This is a genomic window from Curtobacterium sp. B18, assembly GCF_000333375.1.
Classification (GTDB): Bacteria; Actinomycetota; Actinomycetes; order Actinomycetales; family Microbacteriaceae; genus Curtobacterium.
On the sequence record NZ_BACZ01000402.1, the window covers coordinates 1 to 16,982 of the forward strand.

Sequence of the window (16,982 nt, forward strand, 5' to 3'; positions counted from 1 at the left end):
CGCGGTCGCCTTCGACGTCTACTCGAAGTCCCAGGGTCGTCCGTCGCTGATCGGCGGCATGATGCGCCAGTTCCAGCGCAAGGACACCGAACAGAACACGGTCGAGGCCCAGCAGCCGCGGTCCATCGAGGACCAGCCGCAGAAGGTCAACACCCAGTAGAACGTGGCGCCGGGCGGTTCAGTCCGCCCGGCGCACGAATCCCCACCACCACAGCACCACCCCTCAACGAAGAGAAAGCAATCTCATGCGCAAGAAGCTCATCGCCGGCATCGGCCTGGCCCTCGTCGCGGGCCTCGCCCTCAGCGGCTGCTCCGCACGCGGGACCTCCGGTTCGGACTCCGCCAGCACGGAGATCAAGAAGGGTGACCTGATCGGTGTCGCCCTGCCGGCCAAGACCTCGCAGAACTGGGTGCTCGCGGGCGCCGCGTTCGAGAAGTCGATCGAGGACGCCGGCTTCAAGGCCGACATCCAGTACGCCAACGCCGGCAACCCCGTCCCGGACCAGCAGTCGCAGATCTCGGGCATGGTCACCAAGGGTGCGAAGGTCGTCATCATCGGCGCCGCCGACGGTTCGCAGCTCGGCTCGCAGGTCAAGGCCGCCAAGGCGAAGGGCGTCACCGTCATCGCCTGGGACCGCAACATCCTGAACACCAAGAACGTCGACTACTACGTGGCGTTCAACAACTACAAGGTCGGCCAGCTGCAGGCGCAGGCACTCCTCGACGGCCTCAAGGCCGAGAAGGGTGACGGCCCCTACAACATCGAGCTCTTCGCCGGTTCGGCGGACGACGCGAACGCGACCGTGTTCTTCAACGGTGCGATGAACGTGCTCGAGCCGAAGATCAAGGACGGCACCGTCAAGGTCACGTCCGGCCAGGAGACCTTCCAGAAGGTCCAGACCAAGGGCTGGCTCGCGCAGAACGCCCAGTCGCGCATGACCGACCTGCTCTCGCAGTACTACTCGGGTGACACCAAGCTCGACGGCGTCCTGTCGCCGAACGACACGCTCGCCCGCGCCATCCTCACCGCGACGAAGGCCGCCGGCAAGCCGAACCCCGTCGTCACCGGTCAGGACTCCGAGACCGCGTCGATCCCGCTCATCATGCAGGGCACGCAGTACTCGACGATCTACAAGAACACCACCGAAGAGGCGCAGGCCGCCATCGACCTCGTCTCGACGCTGTCGAAGGGTGACAAGCCCGACACCAAGATCGACAAGACGAACAACTACAACGGCGTCAAGACGGTCCCGGCGATCGAGCTGACCCCGGTCCTCGTCACCAAGGAGAACGCGGTCGAGGCCTACAAGGGCAACGACACCCTCGAGGCTCTCGCCAAGAAGGGCTGATCTCCCCGATCACAGCACGACGACGGCCCCGTCTCGCTCCGGCGAGACGGGGCCGTCCCGCGTTCGCGGTGCGCCGTTCTCTCCTGCGACGGTGACCGTTCCGGTTCACGGAACCCGGTGATCGCGAACCAGGACGGTCAGCGCCACGACCGGGAACGTCCGTCGGCCGCGCCTCGTGCGGACGGGAGGCACGGTTCCGGGCGACTCGCATCCCGCGTCCGTCAGCCGGTCCGATCCACCGCCCCGGTCGCGCTCCGTCGGTCACCGCGCGCCGTGTGCGCGGCGCGCAGGCGCTGCACCGCCGCGCAGAGCGAGGGCACGTCCACCCGCGCCGTCCCGAACACGACGGCCGGCGTGGTGTCGAAGTACCGCCGGGTGAGCCGCTCGCCGAGGAGCGAGACACGCGACCACGGGATGCCGGGTTCGGTCGACGTCACCGCGCTCGGGAGCATCCGCACCGCCTCGCCGATCTCGACCAGCCGCATCCGGACCGCGTCGTACACGACGTCCTCCGGCAGCGCATCGTCGTCGACGTACCGCCCGATGACCCCGCACGCGTGGATGACGTCCTCGAGCCGGTCCTCGAGGTCGCGGCTCACAGCGGCACCGCGTCGCGGACGGCGTCGCCGCCCATGCCGGCCGCGTCCACGACGTCGACCCGGACGCCGAGGAGCTGCTCGGCCTCGTCCTGGATCCGCATGAGCGCGAAGATGCCGAGCCCCGCCTCGAGGTCCACCATGAGGTCGACGTCGCTCGCCGGACCGTCGTCGCCACGGGCGACACTGCCGAACAGCCGGGGGTTCCGGCCGCCGAGTCGCGTGACGATCGCGACCAGGTCACGCCGCGCTGCCATCACCCGCTCGCGGAGCGGGGGCGGCTCCTCGACGGGGTGCAGGTCGATCTCGGTGGTGAACCCGGCGGCGAGCAGGAGGCGTTGCAGCGCGGCGAGGGACGGCTCGCGACGCCCGTTCTCGTAGGTGCTGATGACGCTCTGCGTGACGCCGGCGCGCTCCGCGAGCTGCACCTGGGTGAGTTCGGCGCGGAGACGGGCGTCCCGGATGAGCCCGGCGGCCGACACTGGCAGCACGGGTCGTGGGGTGGCTACGGACATGTCGCCACGATACACAGAATGCGAAATGTCGTCCGGTCGACCGGCGTCAGGACCGGCGGGAGACGTCCGTCCGCAGGAAGTTCTGCGCCGAGCGGGACGGTGTCGGCCCCCGCTGGCCCTGGTAGCGCGACTGGTACTCGGCCGAACCGTAGGGCTTCTCGGCCGGGCTCGAGAGCTGGAAGAAGCAGAGCTGACCGATCTTCATGCCCGGCCAGAGCTTGATGGGCAAGGTCGCCACGTTCGAGAGCTCGAGCGTGACGTGGCCGGAGAAGCCCGGGTCGATGAAGCCCGCCGTCGAGTGGGTCAGGAGCCCGAGGCGACCGAGCGAGCTCTTGCCCTCGAGCCGCGCCGCGATGTCGTCGGGGAGTGTCACGACCTCGTACGTCGAGCCGAGGACGAACTCCCCCGGGTGCAGCACGAACGCCTCGTCCGGGTCGGTCTCCACCAGCCGGGTGAGGTCGGGCTGGTCCGTCGCCGGGTCGATGTGCGGGTACTTGTGGTTGTCGAACAGCCGGAAGAACTTGTCGAGCCGGACGTCGATGCTCGACGGCTGGACGAGCGAGGCGTCGTACGGATCGAGGCCGATCCGGCCCTCGGCGAGCTGGGCGGTGATGTCGCGGTCGGAGAGCAGCACGCGACGAGCCTAGCGGCAGGCGCACGGGCGCCGGTAAGCTGCGAGGCTGCCCAGCGTCGGGCGGCGTCACACGGCCGGGAGGAACGACATGACCGCGTACACCGTGCACGAGATCGACGTGCCCGTGACGATGGGCGACGACCCCGCGACGGTGCAGTCCTTCCGCGACTGGGTCCGTGTGCAGAACGCCGCCGAGGTCGCCGTCACCGGGTTGCCCGAGATCCTCTGGACCCCCGAGGAGCAGCTGCCGTACCTGCTCGACAGCGCGGCACCGAGCCGGCTCTTCGTGGTCCGGGACGCCGGCGGGGAGGTCGTGGCCGCCGGCTCCTACGACACGAAGCAGGCCGCGGGCACCCCGAACTGCTGGCTCGCGGTCGCCGTCGCACCCGAGCACCAGCGCCGCGGCATCGGCACGCTGCTGGCCGACCACCTCGAACGACTCGCCCGCGCCGACGGCCGCTCGCAGTGGAAGACGTACGCGGTGTCGAGCCAGGTCGGCCCGGCCTCCGGCCCCGGGTACCTCGTGCCGCCCACCGGCCACGGCGCCGTGCCGGAGGACGAGGCCGGCACGCGGTTCCTCACCGGACGCGGCTGGCGGTTCGGGCAGGTCAACCGGATCAGCCGCCTCGCGCTGCCCGCCGACCACTCCGTCGTGCGCGAGCTCCACGACCGGGCGGTGACCGCCGCCGGACCGGCGTACCGGGTGCACGCCTGGACCGGGCCGACGCCGGAGCAGTGGCTCGACGGCATCGCGCTCCTCGAGACGCGGATGAGCACCGACGCCCCCGAGGGTGACATGGAGGAGCCGGAGGACGTCTGGACCCGGGAGCGTCTGACGGAGCACGAGGCGAACCTGGAACGCTCACCCCGCACGATGGTCACGGTCGCGGTCGAGCACCTGCCGACGACCACCCTGGCCGGTTTCACGCAGCTCGCGGTGCCGGACGCCGCCCACCAGCCGGTCATGCAGGGCGACACCCTCGTGCTGCGGGAGCACCGCGGGCACCGGCTCGGCTGGCTCCTCAAGGTGGCCGGCATCGAGCGCATCGAACAGGACTTCTCCGGGCACCCGTCGATCATCACGTTCAACGCCGAGGAGAACCGCCCGATGCTCGACGTCAACGAGGCCGTCGGGTTCGTCGGTGTCGGGAGCGAGGGCATCTGGGAGCGGCGCGTCTGACGGCGTGGCCTGAGGCGGGCCGCAGCCGGTGCGCGCGACGCACGCCGCGCCTCCAGGCCCCGACGCCTACCATTGGACGGTCATGACCGTCACGTCACCCGAAACCCAGCCAGGAGGCGCGGCGCCGGAATCGGCGCCCGTCACCGCGCGCACGTCCACCGTCGCGACGGTCCTCGTCGTCGCCGTCCCGTTGGCGGTGGCGTGCTCGATCCTCGGGATGACGCTCACCGGCGCCTTCACCGCGAACCAGCAGCTGGTGTCCGCCGGCGACATCGTCGAGTACGGGCTGCCCGTCGCCCGCGTGGTGCACGACACCATGGCAGCGCTGACGATCGGGCTGCTCGTCGTCGCCGCCTTCGCGCTGCCGGCACAGAAGAAGGACCACCGGGCGATGTCGAGCGTGCAGCACCGCGCCGCGCGCTGGGCGGCCGTGACCGGAGCGGTCTGGTTCCTCGCCGCCGTCGTCGGCATCGTGCTGACGGGCGCGAACACCCTCGGCGTGCCGCTGACGAACCCCGTGTTCGCCCGCAACTTCCTGCTCTTCGCGTTCCAGGTCGAGATCGGTCAGGCGCTCGTGGTCTCCGCCGTGGCGATCCTCGTCGCCACCGTCGTCGCGGCCTTCGCCACCCGCGTGACGACGCTCGCGGTCGCGACGGTCGCCGGGTTGTTCGCGCTGCTGCCGCTCGCGCTCTCCGGGCACGCCGCCGGGTCGCTCGAGCACGCCAACGCGGTGAACTCGCTCGCGGTCCACCTCGTCGCCGTCTGCGTCTGGGCCGGTGGCCTCGTCGCCGTCGTGGCCCTGCGGACGCGCACCAAGGGCGCCACGGGCCGCGTGGTGTCGCGGTACTCGACGCTCGCCGGGTGGGCGTTCGCCGCGGTCGCCTTCTCGGGAATCGTGAACGCGTCCCTCCGCCTGACCGGACCGCTCGACCTGGTCACGACGACGTACGGGTGGCTCATCACCGTCAAGGCCGCCATCCTCGTGCTGCTCGGGCTCGCCGGCGTCGTCCAGCGTCGTCGGCTCGTGCCCGGGCTCCTCCGCGCGCCGCTCGACCGCCGGCTGTTCGTGCGGTTCGCGCTCGCCGAGATCGTCTTCATGGCGATCGCGATCGGTGTCTCGGTCGCCGTCTCCCGCTCGCAGCCGCCGATCCCGCAGACCCCGGAGACCGGCGACGACACCCGCTCCGGGCTCATCGGCTTCCCGTACCCGCCGCCGCAGACCGTGCAGACCTACCTGACCGAGTGGCACATCGACTGGGTGTGGCTCGCACTCGCGGTCGTCGGGGCCGGCTGGTACCTGCTCGCCGTCCGGAAGCTCCACCGGCGCGGCGACTCGTGGCCGGTCGGGCGCACCGTCGCCTGGCTCCTCGGGTGCGCGCTGTTCATCTGGACGACCTCGGCCGGGCCGGCGGTCTACGGCATGATCCACTTCTCGTCGCACATGATCCAGCACATGCTGCTGATGATGTTCGTGCCGCTGCCGCTGGTGCTCGGCGGCCCGGTGCTGCTCGCGCTCCGCACCCTGCCGGTCCGCAACGACGGGTCCCGCGGCGCCCGTGAGTGGCTCATGCTGTTCACGCACTCGCGGTACATGCAGTTCCTCGCGAAGCCGGCCGTCGCCGGGGTGATCTTCGCCGGGTCCCTCGTCGTGTTCTACTTCACGCCCGCCTACGAGTACGCCATGCAGTCGCACGAGTGGCACGTCGCGATGGTCGTGCACTTCGTGTTCAGCGGCTACCTGTTCTTCTGGGTGTTCATCGGCGTCGACCCGGGCCCGAAGCGTCCGCAGTACCCGATCCTCATCATCGCCCTGCTCGCGACCCTGGCCTTCCACGCGTTCTTCGGTGTCGCGGTGATGACCTCGGAGTCCGTGTTCGCGATCGACTGGTTCCACGCGCTCGGCCAGACGAACGATGCCGCGCTCCTCGCCGACCAGCACACCGGCGGCGGGATCGCGTGGGGTGCGTCCGAGCTGCCGATGGTGTTCGTGGCGCTCCTCGTGGTGCGGAACTGGGTGCGGTCGGACTCACGCGACGCGAAGCGCCTCGACCGCAAGGCCGAGCGTGACGGGGACGCCGACCTCAAGGCCTACAACGAGCAGCTCGCCGCGATGCACGACCGCGACTGACGCGCCGGGCGGCGGCGGCTCGGGGCGGCGGCTCGGGGCGGCTGCCGCGCCGCCGCTCAGTCGCCGTGGACGATGCAGACCGCGTCGAGGTCCATCGCGGCCTCGAGCGCGGCCGAGATCCCGGACTCGCCGTCCGCGCCGGCCGGCGTCACGGTGTCCACCCACCACAGCGGCGTCGACAGCGTCGGGGCGTCCGGCAGGATCCGCTCGACCTCGTCGAGGGCGTCCACCCGCCGGACACCGAGCACGGTGATCACGGGGTGCGTGGCATCACGACAGACCTGCATGACCGGTCCGTCGTCGAGCGCGCGGACGCCCCAGCCCTCGTCGTGCAGCAGCAGGGCCTCGGCGACGTCGCGCGTCTCGACCGGTCCGCGGCAGAGGAGCGTGACGTCACGGGGCACGGTGACCGCCGAACACGTGCGAGCCGTCCCCGACGTGGCCGTCCAGCGTGCCCTCGTCGTGGGCGGGGTCGAGCGGCGCGCCGCCCACGAGGTGCAGGAAGCGGTCCTCATCGATCCGGTCGAGGAACGCCTCGAGCGCCTGCCAGCCGTCGTCGAGGCGGACGACCAGGCCGCCGCCGCCGAACGTCGAGGTGGTGGTGCGCGGCGGGGGCCACACGCCGTCCCGGTCGAGGAACTCGGTGGCCTCGGGACCGACCACGACCGCGAGCGGCTCCGGCTCGCCGTGCGACACGGCCCGGACGAGGTGGTCGGCGTCGCCACGGCGCTGCATGACGACGCCGAAGACGGGTTCGACGTCCTCGGCCACGCGGTGCACGGCGTCCAACAGCTTCGGGGCGAGGGACCGGTCGGTGCCGTCCTCGGGCACCGTGAGCACGGCGGACATCGTCTCGACCACCACGCCGTCGAGCAGGTGCGCGGTCATCGTCGCCGAGAACCCCTCGCCCACGGCGTACGACGTCGACACGGCCGGCGCCTCGTGCTTGGCGTACTGCGTGACGACCCAGCGGTCCCACGGCACGGTGAGCGGCTCGGCGGTGCCCCAGCGGGTGGGGCAGGTGCCGACGGTCTCGCACAGCGCCTCGATCGCGGAGCCGATGTCGACGGCGCGCTCGGAGTGGTGCCGGAGCGTGAGGTCGATGCTGATCTGGCGCACGGAGTCGCGGGCCACCGGGTGCTCGGGCGATGGTGTGCCGACGAGCTCCGGGCCGCGGTGCACGAAGTCCTCGATGCGCGAGGCGGTGACGCCCGTCCGACCGTCCCGGAGGGTGCCGTCGGGGTCGGTCACGGCCCAGGCCGCGCCGTACGCGCCGAGGGCGTGCCGGAGCGCCGGGGTGAGGGCCGATCCGGGGCCGGTGCGGAGCAGGACGAAGCGTCCGGAGTCCGCTGCCCGACGGAGCAGGGAGGCGAGCGCCTCGGTCAGCCACACCACCGGCGAAGCCGAGTCGACCACGATCGCGGGGCCGACCACGTCGTCGATGAGGGGATGCCTGACCATCCGGGTCCTCCTCGGGTTCGCGGGTCGTGCGGATCCACCTGGACGGTACACACGAGGGCGACACCTGTCCGTCGGACGGACCGGCTCACAGCGGAGACACGGGTGCGGTCGGGAGGCGCGGTGCGAGTGGGCAACGCCACGCTCGGCGGGCACTCGGCTGGCGTCCAGCGCAGAATCCGCTAGGCTTGCCACGTCCCGCTGAGCGGGCGCGCGAGTGTAGTTCAATGGTAGAACTCCAGCTTCCCAAGCTGGTAGCGCGGGTTCGATTCCCGTCACTCGCTCCGACACGAAGGGCCGCCCGACCGGGCGGCCCTTCGTCGTTCCACCAGTGGCACCGTCGAGGGATCGTGACTCGCCGACACCCTTCTGTCTTGCACATCTGGCATTTCACCGGCATCATTCTTATCGTCCGACCACGAGGGTCGGGTCTGGCAACGCCGCCAGGACGAGAGGACACCGTGATGCACCTCACGATCACCCCACGCCGTACCGCGCTGGTCGCGGTCGCCGCCGCAGCACTCTTCGGCTCGATGCTCGTTGCCGCTCCAGCGAACGCAGCACCACGGAGCGCCGCGGACCCGCTGTCGGACGCGGACACCACCGCACTCTTCGCCGGCGTCGACACGACGACACGCACGTTCGACGCGGCGATCGCGCGAGCGGCTGGAGCAGACACCTCGCTTGTGGCCGAGTTCGCCGCCGGGTACGTCGCCGGAGGCGGAGCCGTGCAGCACATCCGCGTCGACCCCGATGTCGTCGCGGCGACCGAGGGCATCGGCATCGATGGCTGTTCCGGGAAGAGCTCCTTCGACGTCACCGGACTCCAGGCGAACCTCTACCTGAACTCGTGTGTCTCGAACGATGTCGTCGGCAAGCTCACCCAAGGGGCGGGAGTCGCCGCGGTCGTCGCCCTGATCAGTGCCGAGACCGGCGTCGGCGCAGTCGCCGCGGGCATCGTCACCGGACTCTTGACCATCGGTGCCGGGGCTCTCGCGTCGTGCAACGCGAAGGGACGGGGAACCGTCTCACACAACATCGCCGGCTCCGCCATCGTGTGGTGCAACGGTCAGTAGATCCCCGGGAAGGAACCACGCCGTGTCGAAGCTCACGCTCGCGTTCGCGGTCCCGGCCCTGACGGCCCTGGCCACGTCGATCGGCCTCGGGATCTGGGGCGACCTCTCGCCAGCGGGATCCACGCTGCAGCACGTCCTGTTCACCTTCGCCACCACCGTCGGGCTGGCTGCCGTCGCGATCGGCGTGGTCGGGGCGAGTGTCGTGCGAGCCAGGATCCGCTCGCGAAGGGGCGGCTAGGCACCGCCGCCTCGGGCGCTCCGGCGATCCACCGACGGAAGCCGAGGCGTGCGGGCAGCGTCCAGGGCCGCGCGCGAGAGTTCTGTCATGCGTGCCACTGCCCCGCTCGTCGTCGGCGTCGTCGCAGCCCTCGCCCTCACCGGGTGCAGCGCCGGTGCCGCCCCTCGTCCGACCGGCACCGCCAGCACTGCGACGGCTACACCGACACCGACACCGAGCATCGGGGCCGCCGACCGCACCGCCGTCGACCGGACGCTCGCCGGCCTCGAGCGGGAGTACGACGCCACCGTCGGCGTCGTCGCCACGGACACCACGACCGGCGAGACCGTCGCGTACGGCGGCGACCGGCGTTTCGGGTACGCGTCGACGCTCAAGGTGTTCGCGGCGGCGGCGTTCCTCCGCCAGGTGCACGGCGCCGACCGGGACGAGCGCGTGCGGTGGACCGCGGCGGACGCCACCGCCGCCGGGCACACCCCCGTGACGAGCGCGCACGTCGCCGACGGCCTGACGCTCGCCCAGCTCGCCGAGGCCGCCGTCCGACAGAGCGACAACCTCGCCCTGAACCTCGTCCTCGACCGCATCGGCGGACCCGCCGGACTCGGCCGGGCCCTCACGGAGCTCGGGGACCGGACGACCGAGGTGGTGCACGACGAACCCTCGCTCAACACGATCGAGCCCGGCAGCACCGCGGACACCACGACCCCGGCGGCGTTCGCGGCGGACCTCGCGACGGTGCTCGACGGACGGACGCTCGGCCGCTCCGACACCGCACTCCTCGAACGGTGGATCAGCGGCAACGCCACGGGCGACACCCTGGTCCGCGCCGGCGCACCGGCCGGGTGGACGGTCGCGGACAAGTCCGGGGGCGCCGGCGGCATCCGGAACGACGTCGCACGCGTCACGCGACCGGACGGCGGCCCGATCGTCATCGCCGTGCTCACGGCCCGCAACGAGCCCGACGCCGCGTACGACGACGCCCTGGTCGCGCGGTCCGCCCGCGCGGTGCTCGCCGCGTTCGCGGGCTGACGGTCACGCGGCGTCACACGGCGTCATCCACGACACCTGTCGGCAACACACGACAACTACGATCTGGTCATGTCCTCCCCCGACTCCCCCACGGTCGTCGTCGGCGCCGGCATCATCGGCCTGAGCACCGCGTGGCACCTGGCCGACCTCGGCCAGCGCGTCGTCCTCGTCGACAGCGGCCCCGCCGCCGGCGGGACGACCACCGCAGGCGCCGGCTTCGTCGGACAGTGGGCGGCCGGGTACGCCTGGTACTGGAACGAGTCCGAACGCGACGTCGAGCAGTACGGCATCGACTTCTACCGGCGGCTGGCCGAGTCCGGGAACGGGCCGACCGGGTACCGCCGGAACGGCAACGTCTGGCTGACGGTCACCGACCAGGGCCGCGCGGACCACATCCCGCCGTTCGAGGACCACCCCCTGCGCCCGGCTGGTGCCAGGACGCTCACCCCGGACGAGGCGGCGGACCTCGTCCCCGGCCTCGACCCGTCCGCGGTGACGGCCGGGTTCCTCCACCCGGACGGCATCCAGATCAGTGCGCCGGACACGGCCGCGGCCCTGGTCCGGGCACTGCACGCACGCGGGGTCGCGTTCCGCGAGCACACCACGGTCACGGGCCTGGAGGCGCGGGACGGCTCCGTCACGGGCGTCCGGACCGCGAGTGGCGAGGTCATCGACGCCGCGCGGGTCGTCCTCGCGGCCGGCAGCTGGACGAACGCACTGCTCGCGCCCCTCGGTCGCGAGCTCCCGACGGTGCGGGTGGTCGCGAGCCGCCTCGTCACGAAGCCGTTCGGCCTCCCGCAGACGCTGCCGACCCTGATGCTCCCCGAACTCGAGGGGCTGTGGATCCGCGAGCACCGCGGTGGCCTGACCTACGGCGCCGGGAGCGGGTACGAGGCGTTCTTCGTGCGCGGTGCCGGCCGCGACACCGAACCCGAGCGCCGACCGGACCGCCCCGACCTCGTCGAGGCCATGCGCACCGCCCTGCACCCGATCGTCGCGGCGCTGCTGCCGGGCGCCGCGGCTGCACTCGCCGACGACGAGACCGTCACGCAGGGGGTCGTGTCGATGACGGCGGACCGGAACTTCATCGTCGGCCCGGTCCCGGAGCTCGCCGGCCTCGTGGTCGCCGGCGGGGACAACGAGTCCGGCGTCACGCACGGCCCCGGGCTCGGTCGGATCGCCGCCGAGCTGAGCGTCACCGGGTCGACCACCCTCGGCGACGCGAGCCGGTACGACCCCGCCCGGTTCCCGGCAAGCGCACCGAGCGAGGCCGACGTCGTCTCGCTCATGCCGGCCCGCCGTGAGGCCGACGCCCGACGAGCCGGAGCGACGGCATGAGCGACCAGACGACGACGCACGTCGTGATCGGCGGCGGGGTGGTGGGTGCCGCCACCGCGTACGCCCTGGCCACCCGCGGCGAGCGCGTCCTGCTCGTGGAACAGCACGAGCGCGGCCACCACCGCGGTTCCTCGCACGGTGCGACCCGGATCTTCCGGCAGGGCTACGCCGATGCCGAGTACGTCGCGCTGACGACCCGGGCGCTCGCGCTCTGGGAGGCGCTCGAGACCGCGGCCGACGAGGAGCTGATCGTCCGGACGGGCGCGGTCGACCACGGCCGCCCCGAGGTCGTCGACGCCATCGCCGCGGCGCTCGCGGACGCCGGGATCGCCCACGAGGCCCTCAGCCCGGACGCCGCAGCCGAGCGCTGGCCGGGCATCGCGTTCGAGGGGCACGTCCTGACGCACGCGACCGCGGGGCGGATCCGGTCCGACCGCGCGATCGAGGTGTTCCTCACGCTGGCCGAGCGCACGGGACTCGTCGACCTCCGGTTCGACACCCGGGTCACCGGCCTCGACGATCACGGGGACGACGTGACCGTCCGGTTGTCCGACGGGTCCGCCCACCGCACGTCGTCGGTGATCGCCGCCGTGGGGTCGTGGGCGCCCACGCTGGTCGGCGACCTGCTCGCGGAACGCGGGGCGCGCCTCCCGGCCCTCCGTGTCACGCAGGAGCAGCCCGCCCACTTCCCCAGCCACCTGCCGGACGAGGCGTGGCCGAGCTTCGTGCACTGGGCCGACGGGGACGACGTCTACGGCCTGCTCACCCCGGGCGAGGGCGTCAAGGTCGGCTTCCACGGCACCGGTCCCGTGGTCGACCCGGACCACCGCGACTTCACCCCGGTGCCCGCCGAGGCCGAGCGGCTGCAGGCGTACGTCGCCCGGTACGTGCCCGGGGTCGACGCGACGAAGCCGACCTTCATCAGCTGCCTCTACGACAACTCCCCCGACGAGGACTTCGTCATCGACCGTCGCGGTCCGGTGACCGTCGCGACCGGGTTCTCCGGCCACGGCTTCAAGTTCGCTCCGCTGCTCGGCGTCATGATCGCCGACCTCGCGACCGACGGGCCACCACCCCCGGCCCGGTTCTCCCTCTCGAAGCACCACCCCACCCCCACAGGACGATGACCACCCGACTCCTCAGCGCCATCGCACTCACCGCCGCCACCGCCGCCGTGCTCACCGGCTGCGCCTCCACCGGCTCGTCCGGCACCGACGCCGTCGACGGACTCGTCGTCGGCACCACCGACGTCGTGACGTCCCTCGACCCGGCCGGCGCCTGGGACCGCGGGAGCTACACCGTGCAGACGCAGCTGTACCAGCACCTGCTCACCTACCCCGCAGGGAAGACCACGACCAGCCCCGAGGTCGCGAAGTCCTGCGACTTCACCGACGGCACGCACTACGTGTGCGAGATCCGGGACGGCCTGCGGTTCTCGAACGGCGACGACCTGACCGCGAAGGACGTGGTGTTCTCGTTCGAGCGGCAGGTGTCCCTCGGGTCGAAGAACGGCCCGGGGTCGCTGCTGGCCAACATGGCGTCGGTGTCGGCGTCCGGCAGCACCGTGACGTTCACCCTGAAGCAGGCCGACGACCAGACGTTCCCGTACGTGCTCGCGAGCATGGCGGGGGCGATCGTGGACTCGAAGGTGTTCTCGGCGACGACGGTGCACGCGAACGACGGGGTGGTGGGATCCGGGCCCTACGCGCTGCAGGACGCCGCGGACGGTGGGGCGACGATCGCCCTCACCGCGAACGACCACTACGACGGCGACGCTCCGGCCACGAAGAGCGTGACGATCAAGCAGTACACGAAGTCCGCCGACCTCAAGCTCGCCGTGCAGAAGGGCGACGCCGACGTCGCGTACCGCCAGCTCACGCCGACGGAGGTCACCTCGCTGTCGTCGGACGACTCCCTGCAGACCGTGCACGGCGACTCCGGCGAGATCCGGTTCCTGGCGTTCAACCTCGACACGATGCCCGGGAAGGACAGCGCCCAGAAGCAGGCGATCCGGCAGGCCGTCGCGGCGTCGATCGACCGTCAGGCCATCGCGAAGGACGTCTACCAGGACACCTACGCGCCGGCGTACTCGATCGTCCCGAGCGGGTTCACCGGTGCGACCGAGGCGTTCCGGTCCCTGTCGGGCGAGGACGCGAAGGCTATCCTGCAGCAGGCCGGGGTGACCACGCCCGTGACGCTGCCCATCGAGTACACGACGGACCACTACGGCTCGGGTTCCGACGACGAGTACGCGCTCATCGCGCAGCAGCTCGAGGACACGGGCCTGTTCCGGGTCGACCTGCAGTCGGCGAGCTGGGACACCTACGTCGGGAACGTCGGCAAGGGCGAGTACCCCGTCTTCCAGCTCGGGTTCTTCCAGGACTACCCGGACGCCTCGTCGTACCTCACCCCGGCCTACGGCGCCGCGGACGTCAACCTGCTCGCGAACCACTTCGACGACGCTACGGTGCACGACCTCGTCGCCGCGCAGGCCGTCGAGCCGGACACGGCGGAGCGGACGCAGCAGATCGAGCAGATCCAGCGGGACACCGCCGAGTCGGTCCCGCTCATCCCGCTGCTCGCCGGGCAGGAGAACGTCATCGGGCAGAAGTCGTTGACCGGGCTGTCGGGGTCCGTCGACGCGTCCGGCGAGTTCCGCATCTGGGAGATCGGTCGCTCGTGAGCCCGTCAGCCCTCCGCGACGCCGTCCGCGGCCGCCTGCCCGAGGGGCTCGATGACCTGGCCGCGCTCGTGGCGATCCCGTCCGTCCACGACCCGGCCGTGCAGTCGCTCGACGACTGCCACCGGGTCGCGGAGGCGGTGCGGGTCGCGTTCGCGGACCTCGGTCTGGAGGCGCGGCTCGCCACCACTGCGGACGGCTCGCGGGCGGTCATCGCGACCCACCCCGCACCCGCCGGTGCACCGACGGTGCTGCTCTACGCGCACCACGACGTGCAGCCGGCCGGGGACCTGTCCGCCTGGACGAGCGATCCGTGGACGCTCACCGAACGGGACGGTCGCTTGTACGGCCGGGGCGCGGCGGACTGCAAGGGCGGGATCGTCACGCACCTCGTGGCCCTGCGGGCGCTGCTCGACGTGCACGGGACGTTCCCGGTCGGGCTCGTCGTCCTCGTCGAGGGCTCGGAGGAGCAGGGCACCGACGGCCTCGAGCAGTACGTGACCGACCACGCCGCCGACTTCCGGCACGTGGACACCGCCGTCGTGATGGACGCCGGGAACGCCGCGGTCGGCGCTCCCGCGCTCGTGACGACGCTCCGCGGCACCGCGTTCGTCGAGCTCCGCGTCCGGGCACTGCGGGGGAACGTGCACTCCGGGATGTTCGGAGGCGCGGCACCCGACGCGATCGCAGTACTCGTCGCCCTGCTCGCGTCGCTCCGGGACGACACCGGGGACACCACCGTCGACGGGCTCGACGCGTCCGAGACCTGGGCCGGCCTGCCCTACGACGCCGACCGGTTCGCCGCCGACGCCGGACTGCTCGACGGCGCGGTTGCCGGTCGGTTCGGCGGACCCGGCGTCCCAGGTGTGGGCACGCCCCGCCCTCACGGTCGTCGGGATCGACGCCCCGGCGGTCGCGGGGTCCTCGCCGTCCGTGCAGGCGAGGGCTGGTGCCGCGCTGAACCTCCGCGTGCCGCCGGGGGTCGACCCCGCGACGGCCGGGGAACTCCTGGTGGCGCACCTGCTCCGACGGGCGCCCGCCGGCGTCGAGGTCACGGCGCGGGTCACCGGGGTCGGTGCCGGGTTCCGTGCGCTCGGCGGACCGTCCTCGTCGGCGTTCCGCGCCGCGCTCGCGGAGTCCTACCATCCGGCTCCCGTCGGCTCGCTCGGCGGCGGCGGCTCGATCCCGCTCTGCGCGACCCTCGAGCGGGCGATCCCGGGCGTCGAGGTGATCCTCGCCGGGGTGTCCGAGCCGACGGCGAACGTGCACGCCCCGGACGAGAGCGTCGACCCGTCCGAGATCGAGCACATGGCCCTCGCCGAGGCGATCTTCCTGGCCGCACTCCCCACCCGCTGACCCTGACGTCGGGCGGTGCCGCTCCGGGCGCCCGTTTCCGGTCTCGGCGCTGACCGTCCTGGTTCGCGGATCGCGGGTTTCGCGAACCAGGACGGTCAGCGACGCGTATCGATGGGCGGTCCCGAGCCTGACGGGCGGGACGCGCCGGGGCGGCCGGGCCCTCGGACCAGCCGGGGTGGACCGGGTGGACCGGGTGGACCAGGGGGGGGCGGGCCGGACGGACCGGACGGACCGGGTGGACCGCTACGGTGGTGCCGTGCGCATCGTGGTGGCTCCGGACTCGTTCAAGGGGACGGCGACCGCAGCCGAGATCGCTTCGGCCGTCCGCGACGGCTGGCTCACCGAGCGTCCGGGCGACGAGGTCGTCCTCGCGCCGATGGCGGACGGCGGCGAGGGCACGCTCGACGCGTTCGAGAGCGCGATCCCCCGGACCACCCGGGTCCCCATCACCGTCACCGGCCCCGCCGGGACCCCCGTCGACACCCACTGGCTGCGACTGCCGGACGGCCGCGCCGTGGTGGAACTCGCCGCGACGAGCGGGCTCCCCCTGCTGCCGGAGGCCCTGCCCGACACCGCGACGAGCCGGGGCTTCGGCGAGGCGATCGCCGCCGCGCTCGACGACGGGGCGACCGGGCTCGTGCTCGGCATCGGCGGCAGCGCCTCGACCGACGGCGGTGCGGACGCACTGATCGGGCTGGGCGCACTCGTCCACCAGGCTCCCGCGGTGCCCGAACACCCACCGCGGCCGCAGCAGGGCGCCGAGCTGCTCGACGACGTCACCGGCGTCGACACCACGTGGATGCGGCGGCTGCCGGAGCACGGCGCCGTCGTGCTGACCGACGTCACCTCGCCCCTGCTCGGACCGACGGGGGCCGCGGCGGTGTTCGGCCCGCAGAAGGGCATCACGCCCGACCGGATCGCCGCCTTCGACGCCCGCCTGGCGGACTGGGCGCGGTGCTTCCCCGAGGTCGACCCCGCGACACCGGGTGCCGGAGCGGCCGGTGGTGTCGGGTTCGGGCTGCTCGCCTGGGGCGCGACCCTGGCGGGCGGCGCGGACGGGGTCGCCGAGGTCGTCGGGCTGCCGGCCCTCCTCGACGGCGCCGACGTGGTGATCACGGGCGAGGGACGGTTCGACGGGCAGTCCGCCGCCGGCAAGGTGCCGAGCGTGGTGCGCGCCCTCGCGACGCGGCACGCCCCCGCTGCCCGGGCGATGCTCGTCGCCGGCGCCATCGAGGCAGCGCTCGACGACTTCGACGCCGCTGCCTCGCTCACCGTCCTGGCGACGCAGACGACGGGCGAGCCGGACGACGCCCTCGCCGACCCGCTGCGCTTCGCCCGGATCGCCGGCCAGCGACTCGCCCGCCTGGCCTGACGAACGGCGAGCGGGACGCCCGCACGCGACACGCCG

Annotated in this window: 16 protein-coding genes, 1 tRNA gene and 1 pseudogene; 13 read left to right on the plus strand and 5 right to left on the minus strand. The window is 72.5% G+C overall.

The features are described 5' to 3' along the window. The first annotated feature begins 245 nt into the window (after window positions 1-245). The gene (locus I5E_RS11125; protein WP_022907053.1) at window positions 246-1,349 is read left to right on the plus strand and encodes a substrate-binding domain-containing protein; all 1,104 of its coding nucleotides are present in this window, start codon (window positions 246-248) and stop codon (window positions 1,347-1,349) included. A gap of 221 nt (window positions 1,350-1,570) precedes the next feature. Here I5E_RS11125 and I5E_RS11130 read toward each other — a convergent pair whose 3' ends face one another. Genes I5E_RS11130 through dcd form a run of 3 tightly spaced genes read right to left on the minus strand, consistent with a single transcriptional unit; the run spans window position 1,571 to window position 3,094 of the window. After that, window positions 1,571-1,948: a HepT-like ribonuclease domain-containing protein gene (locus I5E_RS11130; RefSeq protein WP_022907054.1), complete on the minus strand. Its 378-nt coding sequence runs from the start codon at window positions 1,946-1,948 to the stop codon at window positions 1,571-1,573. Continuing rightward, complete coding sequence (locus tag I5E_RS11135) at window positions 1,945-2,460, minus strand: XRE family transcriptional regulator (RefSeq protein ID WP_083857943.1); 516 nt, start codon at window positions 2,458-2,460, stop codon at window positions 1,945-1,947. Before I5E_RS11135 ends, I5E_RS11130 begins: the two co-directional genes overlap by 4 nt. Before the next feature lie 46 nt (window positions 2,461-2,506). Beyond that, on the minus strand, window positions 2,507-3,094 hold the full coding sequence (gene dcd, locus I5E_RS11140) for a dCTP deaminase (RefSeq protein ID WP_022907055.1): 588 nt from the start codon (window positions 3,092-3,094) through the stop codon (window positions 2,507-2,509). Between the two features lie 88 nt (window positions 3,095-3,182). Here dcd and I5E_RS11145 point away from each other — a divergent pair, with 88 nt between their 5' ends. Next, window positions 3,183-4,274, plus strand: a complete 1,092-nt coding sequence (locus I5E_RS11145) for a GNAT family N-acetyltransferase (RefSeq protein ID WP_022907056.1) — start codon at window positions 3,183-3,185, stop codon at window positions 4,272-4,274. 82 nt (window positions 4,275-4,356) lie between these two features. Next, a complete protein-coding gene (locus tag I5E_RS11150) occupies window positions 4,357-6,402 on the plus strand; it encodes a cytochrome c oxidase assembly protein (RefSeq protein WP_022907057.1) in 2,046 nt (681 codons plus the stop codon). A gap of 56 nt (window positions 6,403-6,458) precedes the next feature. Here I5E_RS11150 and I5E_RS11155 read toward each other — a convergent pair whose 3' ends face one another. After that, a complete protein-coding gene (locus tag I5E_RS11155) occupies window positions 6,459-6,806 on the minus strand; it encodes a hypothetical protein (protein WP_022907058.1) in 348 nt (115 codons plus the stop codon). After that, window positions 6,796-7,863 carry a DUF6177 family protein gene (locus I5E_RS25465; RefSeq protein WP_022907059.1) on the minus strand — a complete coding sequence of 356 codons (1,068 nt, stop codon included), beginning with the start codon at window positions 7,861-7,863 and terminating at the stop codon, window positions 6,796-6,798. Before I5E_RS25465 ends, I5E_RS11155 begins: the two co-directional genes overlap by 11 nt. A 210-nt stretch (window positions 7,864-8,073) precedes the next feature. Between I5E_RS25465 and I5E_RS11165 the strand changes: the two genes are divergently transcribed. The 10 genes and pseudogenes from I5E_RS11165 (at window position 8,074) to I5E_RS11205 (ending at window position 16,946) form a co-directional block, all read left to right on the plus strand. Next, a tRNA-Gly gene (locus I5E_RS11165) sits at window positions 8,074-8,144 on the plus strand. Between the two features lie 180 nt (window positions 8,145-8,324). Continuing rightward, entirely contained in the window at window positions 8,325-8,936 is a 612-nt protein-coding gene (locus tag I5E_RS11170) for a hypothetical protein (protein ID WP_022907060.1), read from the plus strand. A gap of 22 nt (window positions 8,937-8,958) precedes the next feature. Beyond that, window positions 8,959-9,174 carry a hypothetical protein gene (locus I5E_RS11175; RefSeq protein ID WP_022907061.1) on the plus strand — a complete coding sequence of 72 codons (216 nt, stop codon included), beginning with the start codon at window positions 8,959-8,961 and terminating at the stop codon, window positions 9,172-9,174. Window positions 9,175-9,261: 87 nt separating this feature from the next. Continuing rightward, window positions 9,262-10,200 carry a class A beta-lactamase gene (bla, locus tag I5E_RS11180; RefSeq protein ID WP_031262245.1) on the plus strand — a complete coding sequence of 313 codons (939 nt, stop codon included), beginning with the start codon at window positions 9,262-9,264 and terminating at the stop codon, window positions 10,198-10,200. A gap of 69 nt (window positions 10,201-10,269) precedes the next feature. Next, window positions 10,270-11,538 carry an NAD(P)/FAD-dependent oxidoreductase gene (locus tag I5E_RS11185; protein WP_031262247.1) on the plus strand — a complete coding sequence of 423 codons (1,269 nt, stop codon included), beginning with the start codon at window positions 10,270-10,272 and terminating at the stop codon, window positions 11,536-11,538. After that, a complete protein-coding gene (locus I5E_RS11190; RefSeq protein ID WP_022907062.1) occupies window positions 11,535-12,665 on the plus strand; it encodes an FAD-dependent oxidoreductase in 1,131 nt (376 codons plus the stop codon). The genes I5E_RS11185 and I5E_RS11190 overlap by 4 nt, the downstream gene beginning before the upstream one ends. Continuing rightward, on the plus strand, window positions 12,662-14,221 hold the full coding sequence (locus tag I5E_RS11195; protein WP_042723790.1) for an ABC transporter substrate-binding protein: 1,560 nt from the start codon (window positions 12,662-12,664) through the stop codon (window positions 14,219-14,221). The genes I5E_RS11190 and I5E_RS11195 overlap by 4 nt, the downstream gene beginning before the upstream one ends. Next, window positions 14,218-14,988, plus strand: a pseudogene (locus I5E_RS26440) (M20/M25/M40 family metallo-hydrolase); the annotation flags it as partial. The gene I5E_RS11195 and the pseudogene I5E_RS26440, both read left to right, overlap by 4 nt. A 94-nt stretch (window positions 14,989-15,082) precedes the next feature. Continuing rightward, entirely contained in the window at window positions 15,083-15,574 is a 492-nt protein-coding gene (locus I5E_RS26445; protein WP_261974917.1) for a hypothetical protein, read from the plus strand. 256 nt (window positions 15,575-15,830) lie between these two features. Further along, window positions 15,831-16,946, plus strand: a complete 1,116-nt coding sequence (locus I5E_RS11205) for a glycerate kinase (RefSeq protein WP_031262251.1) — start codon at window positions 15,831-15,833, stop codon at window positions 16,944-16,946. The last annotated feature ends 36 nt before the right edge of the window (window positions 16,947-16,982 follow it).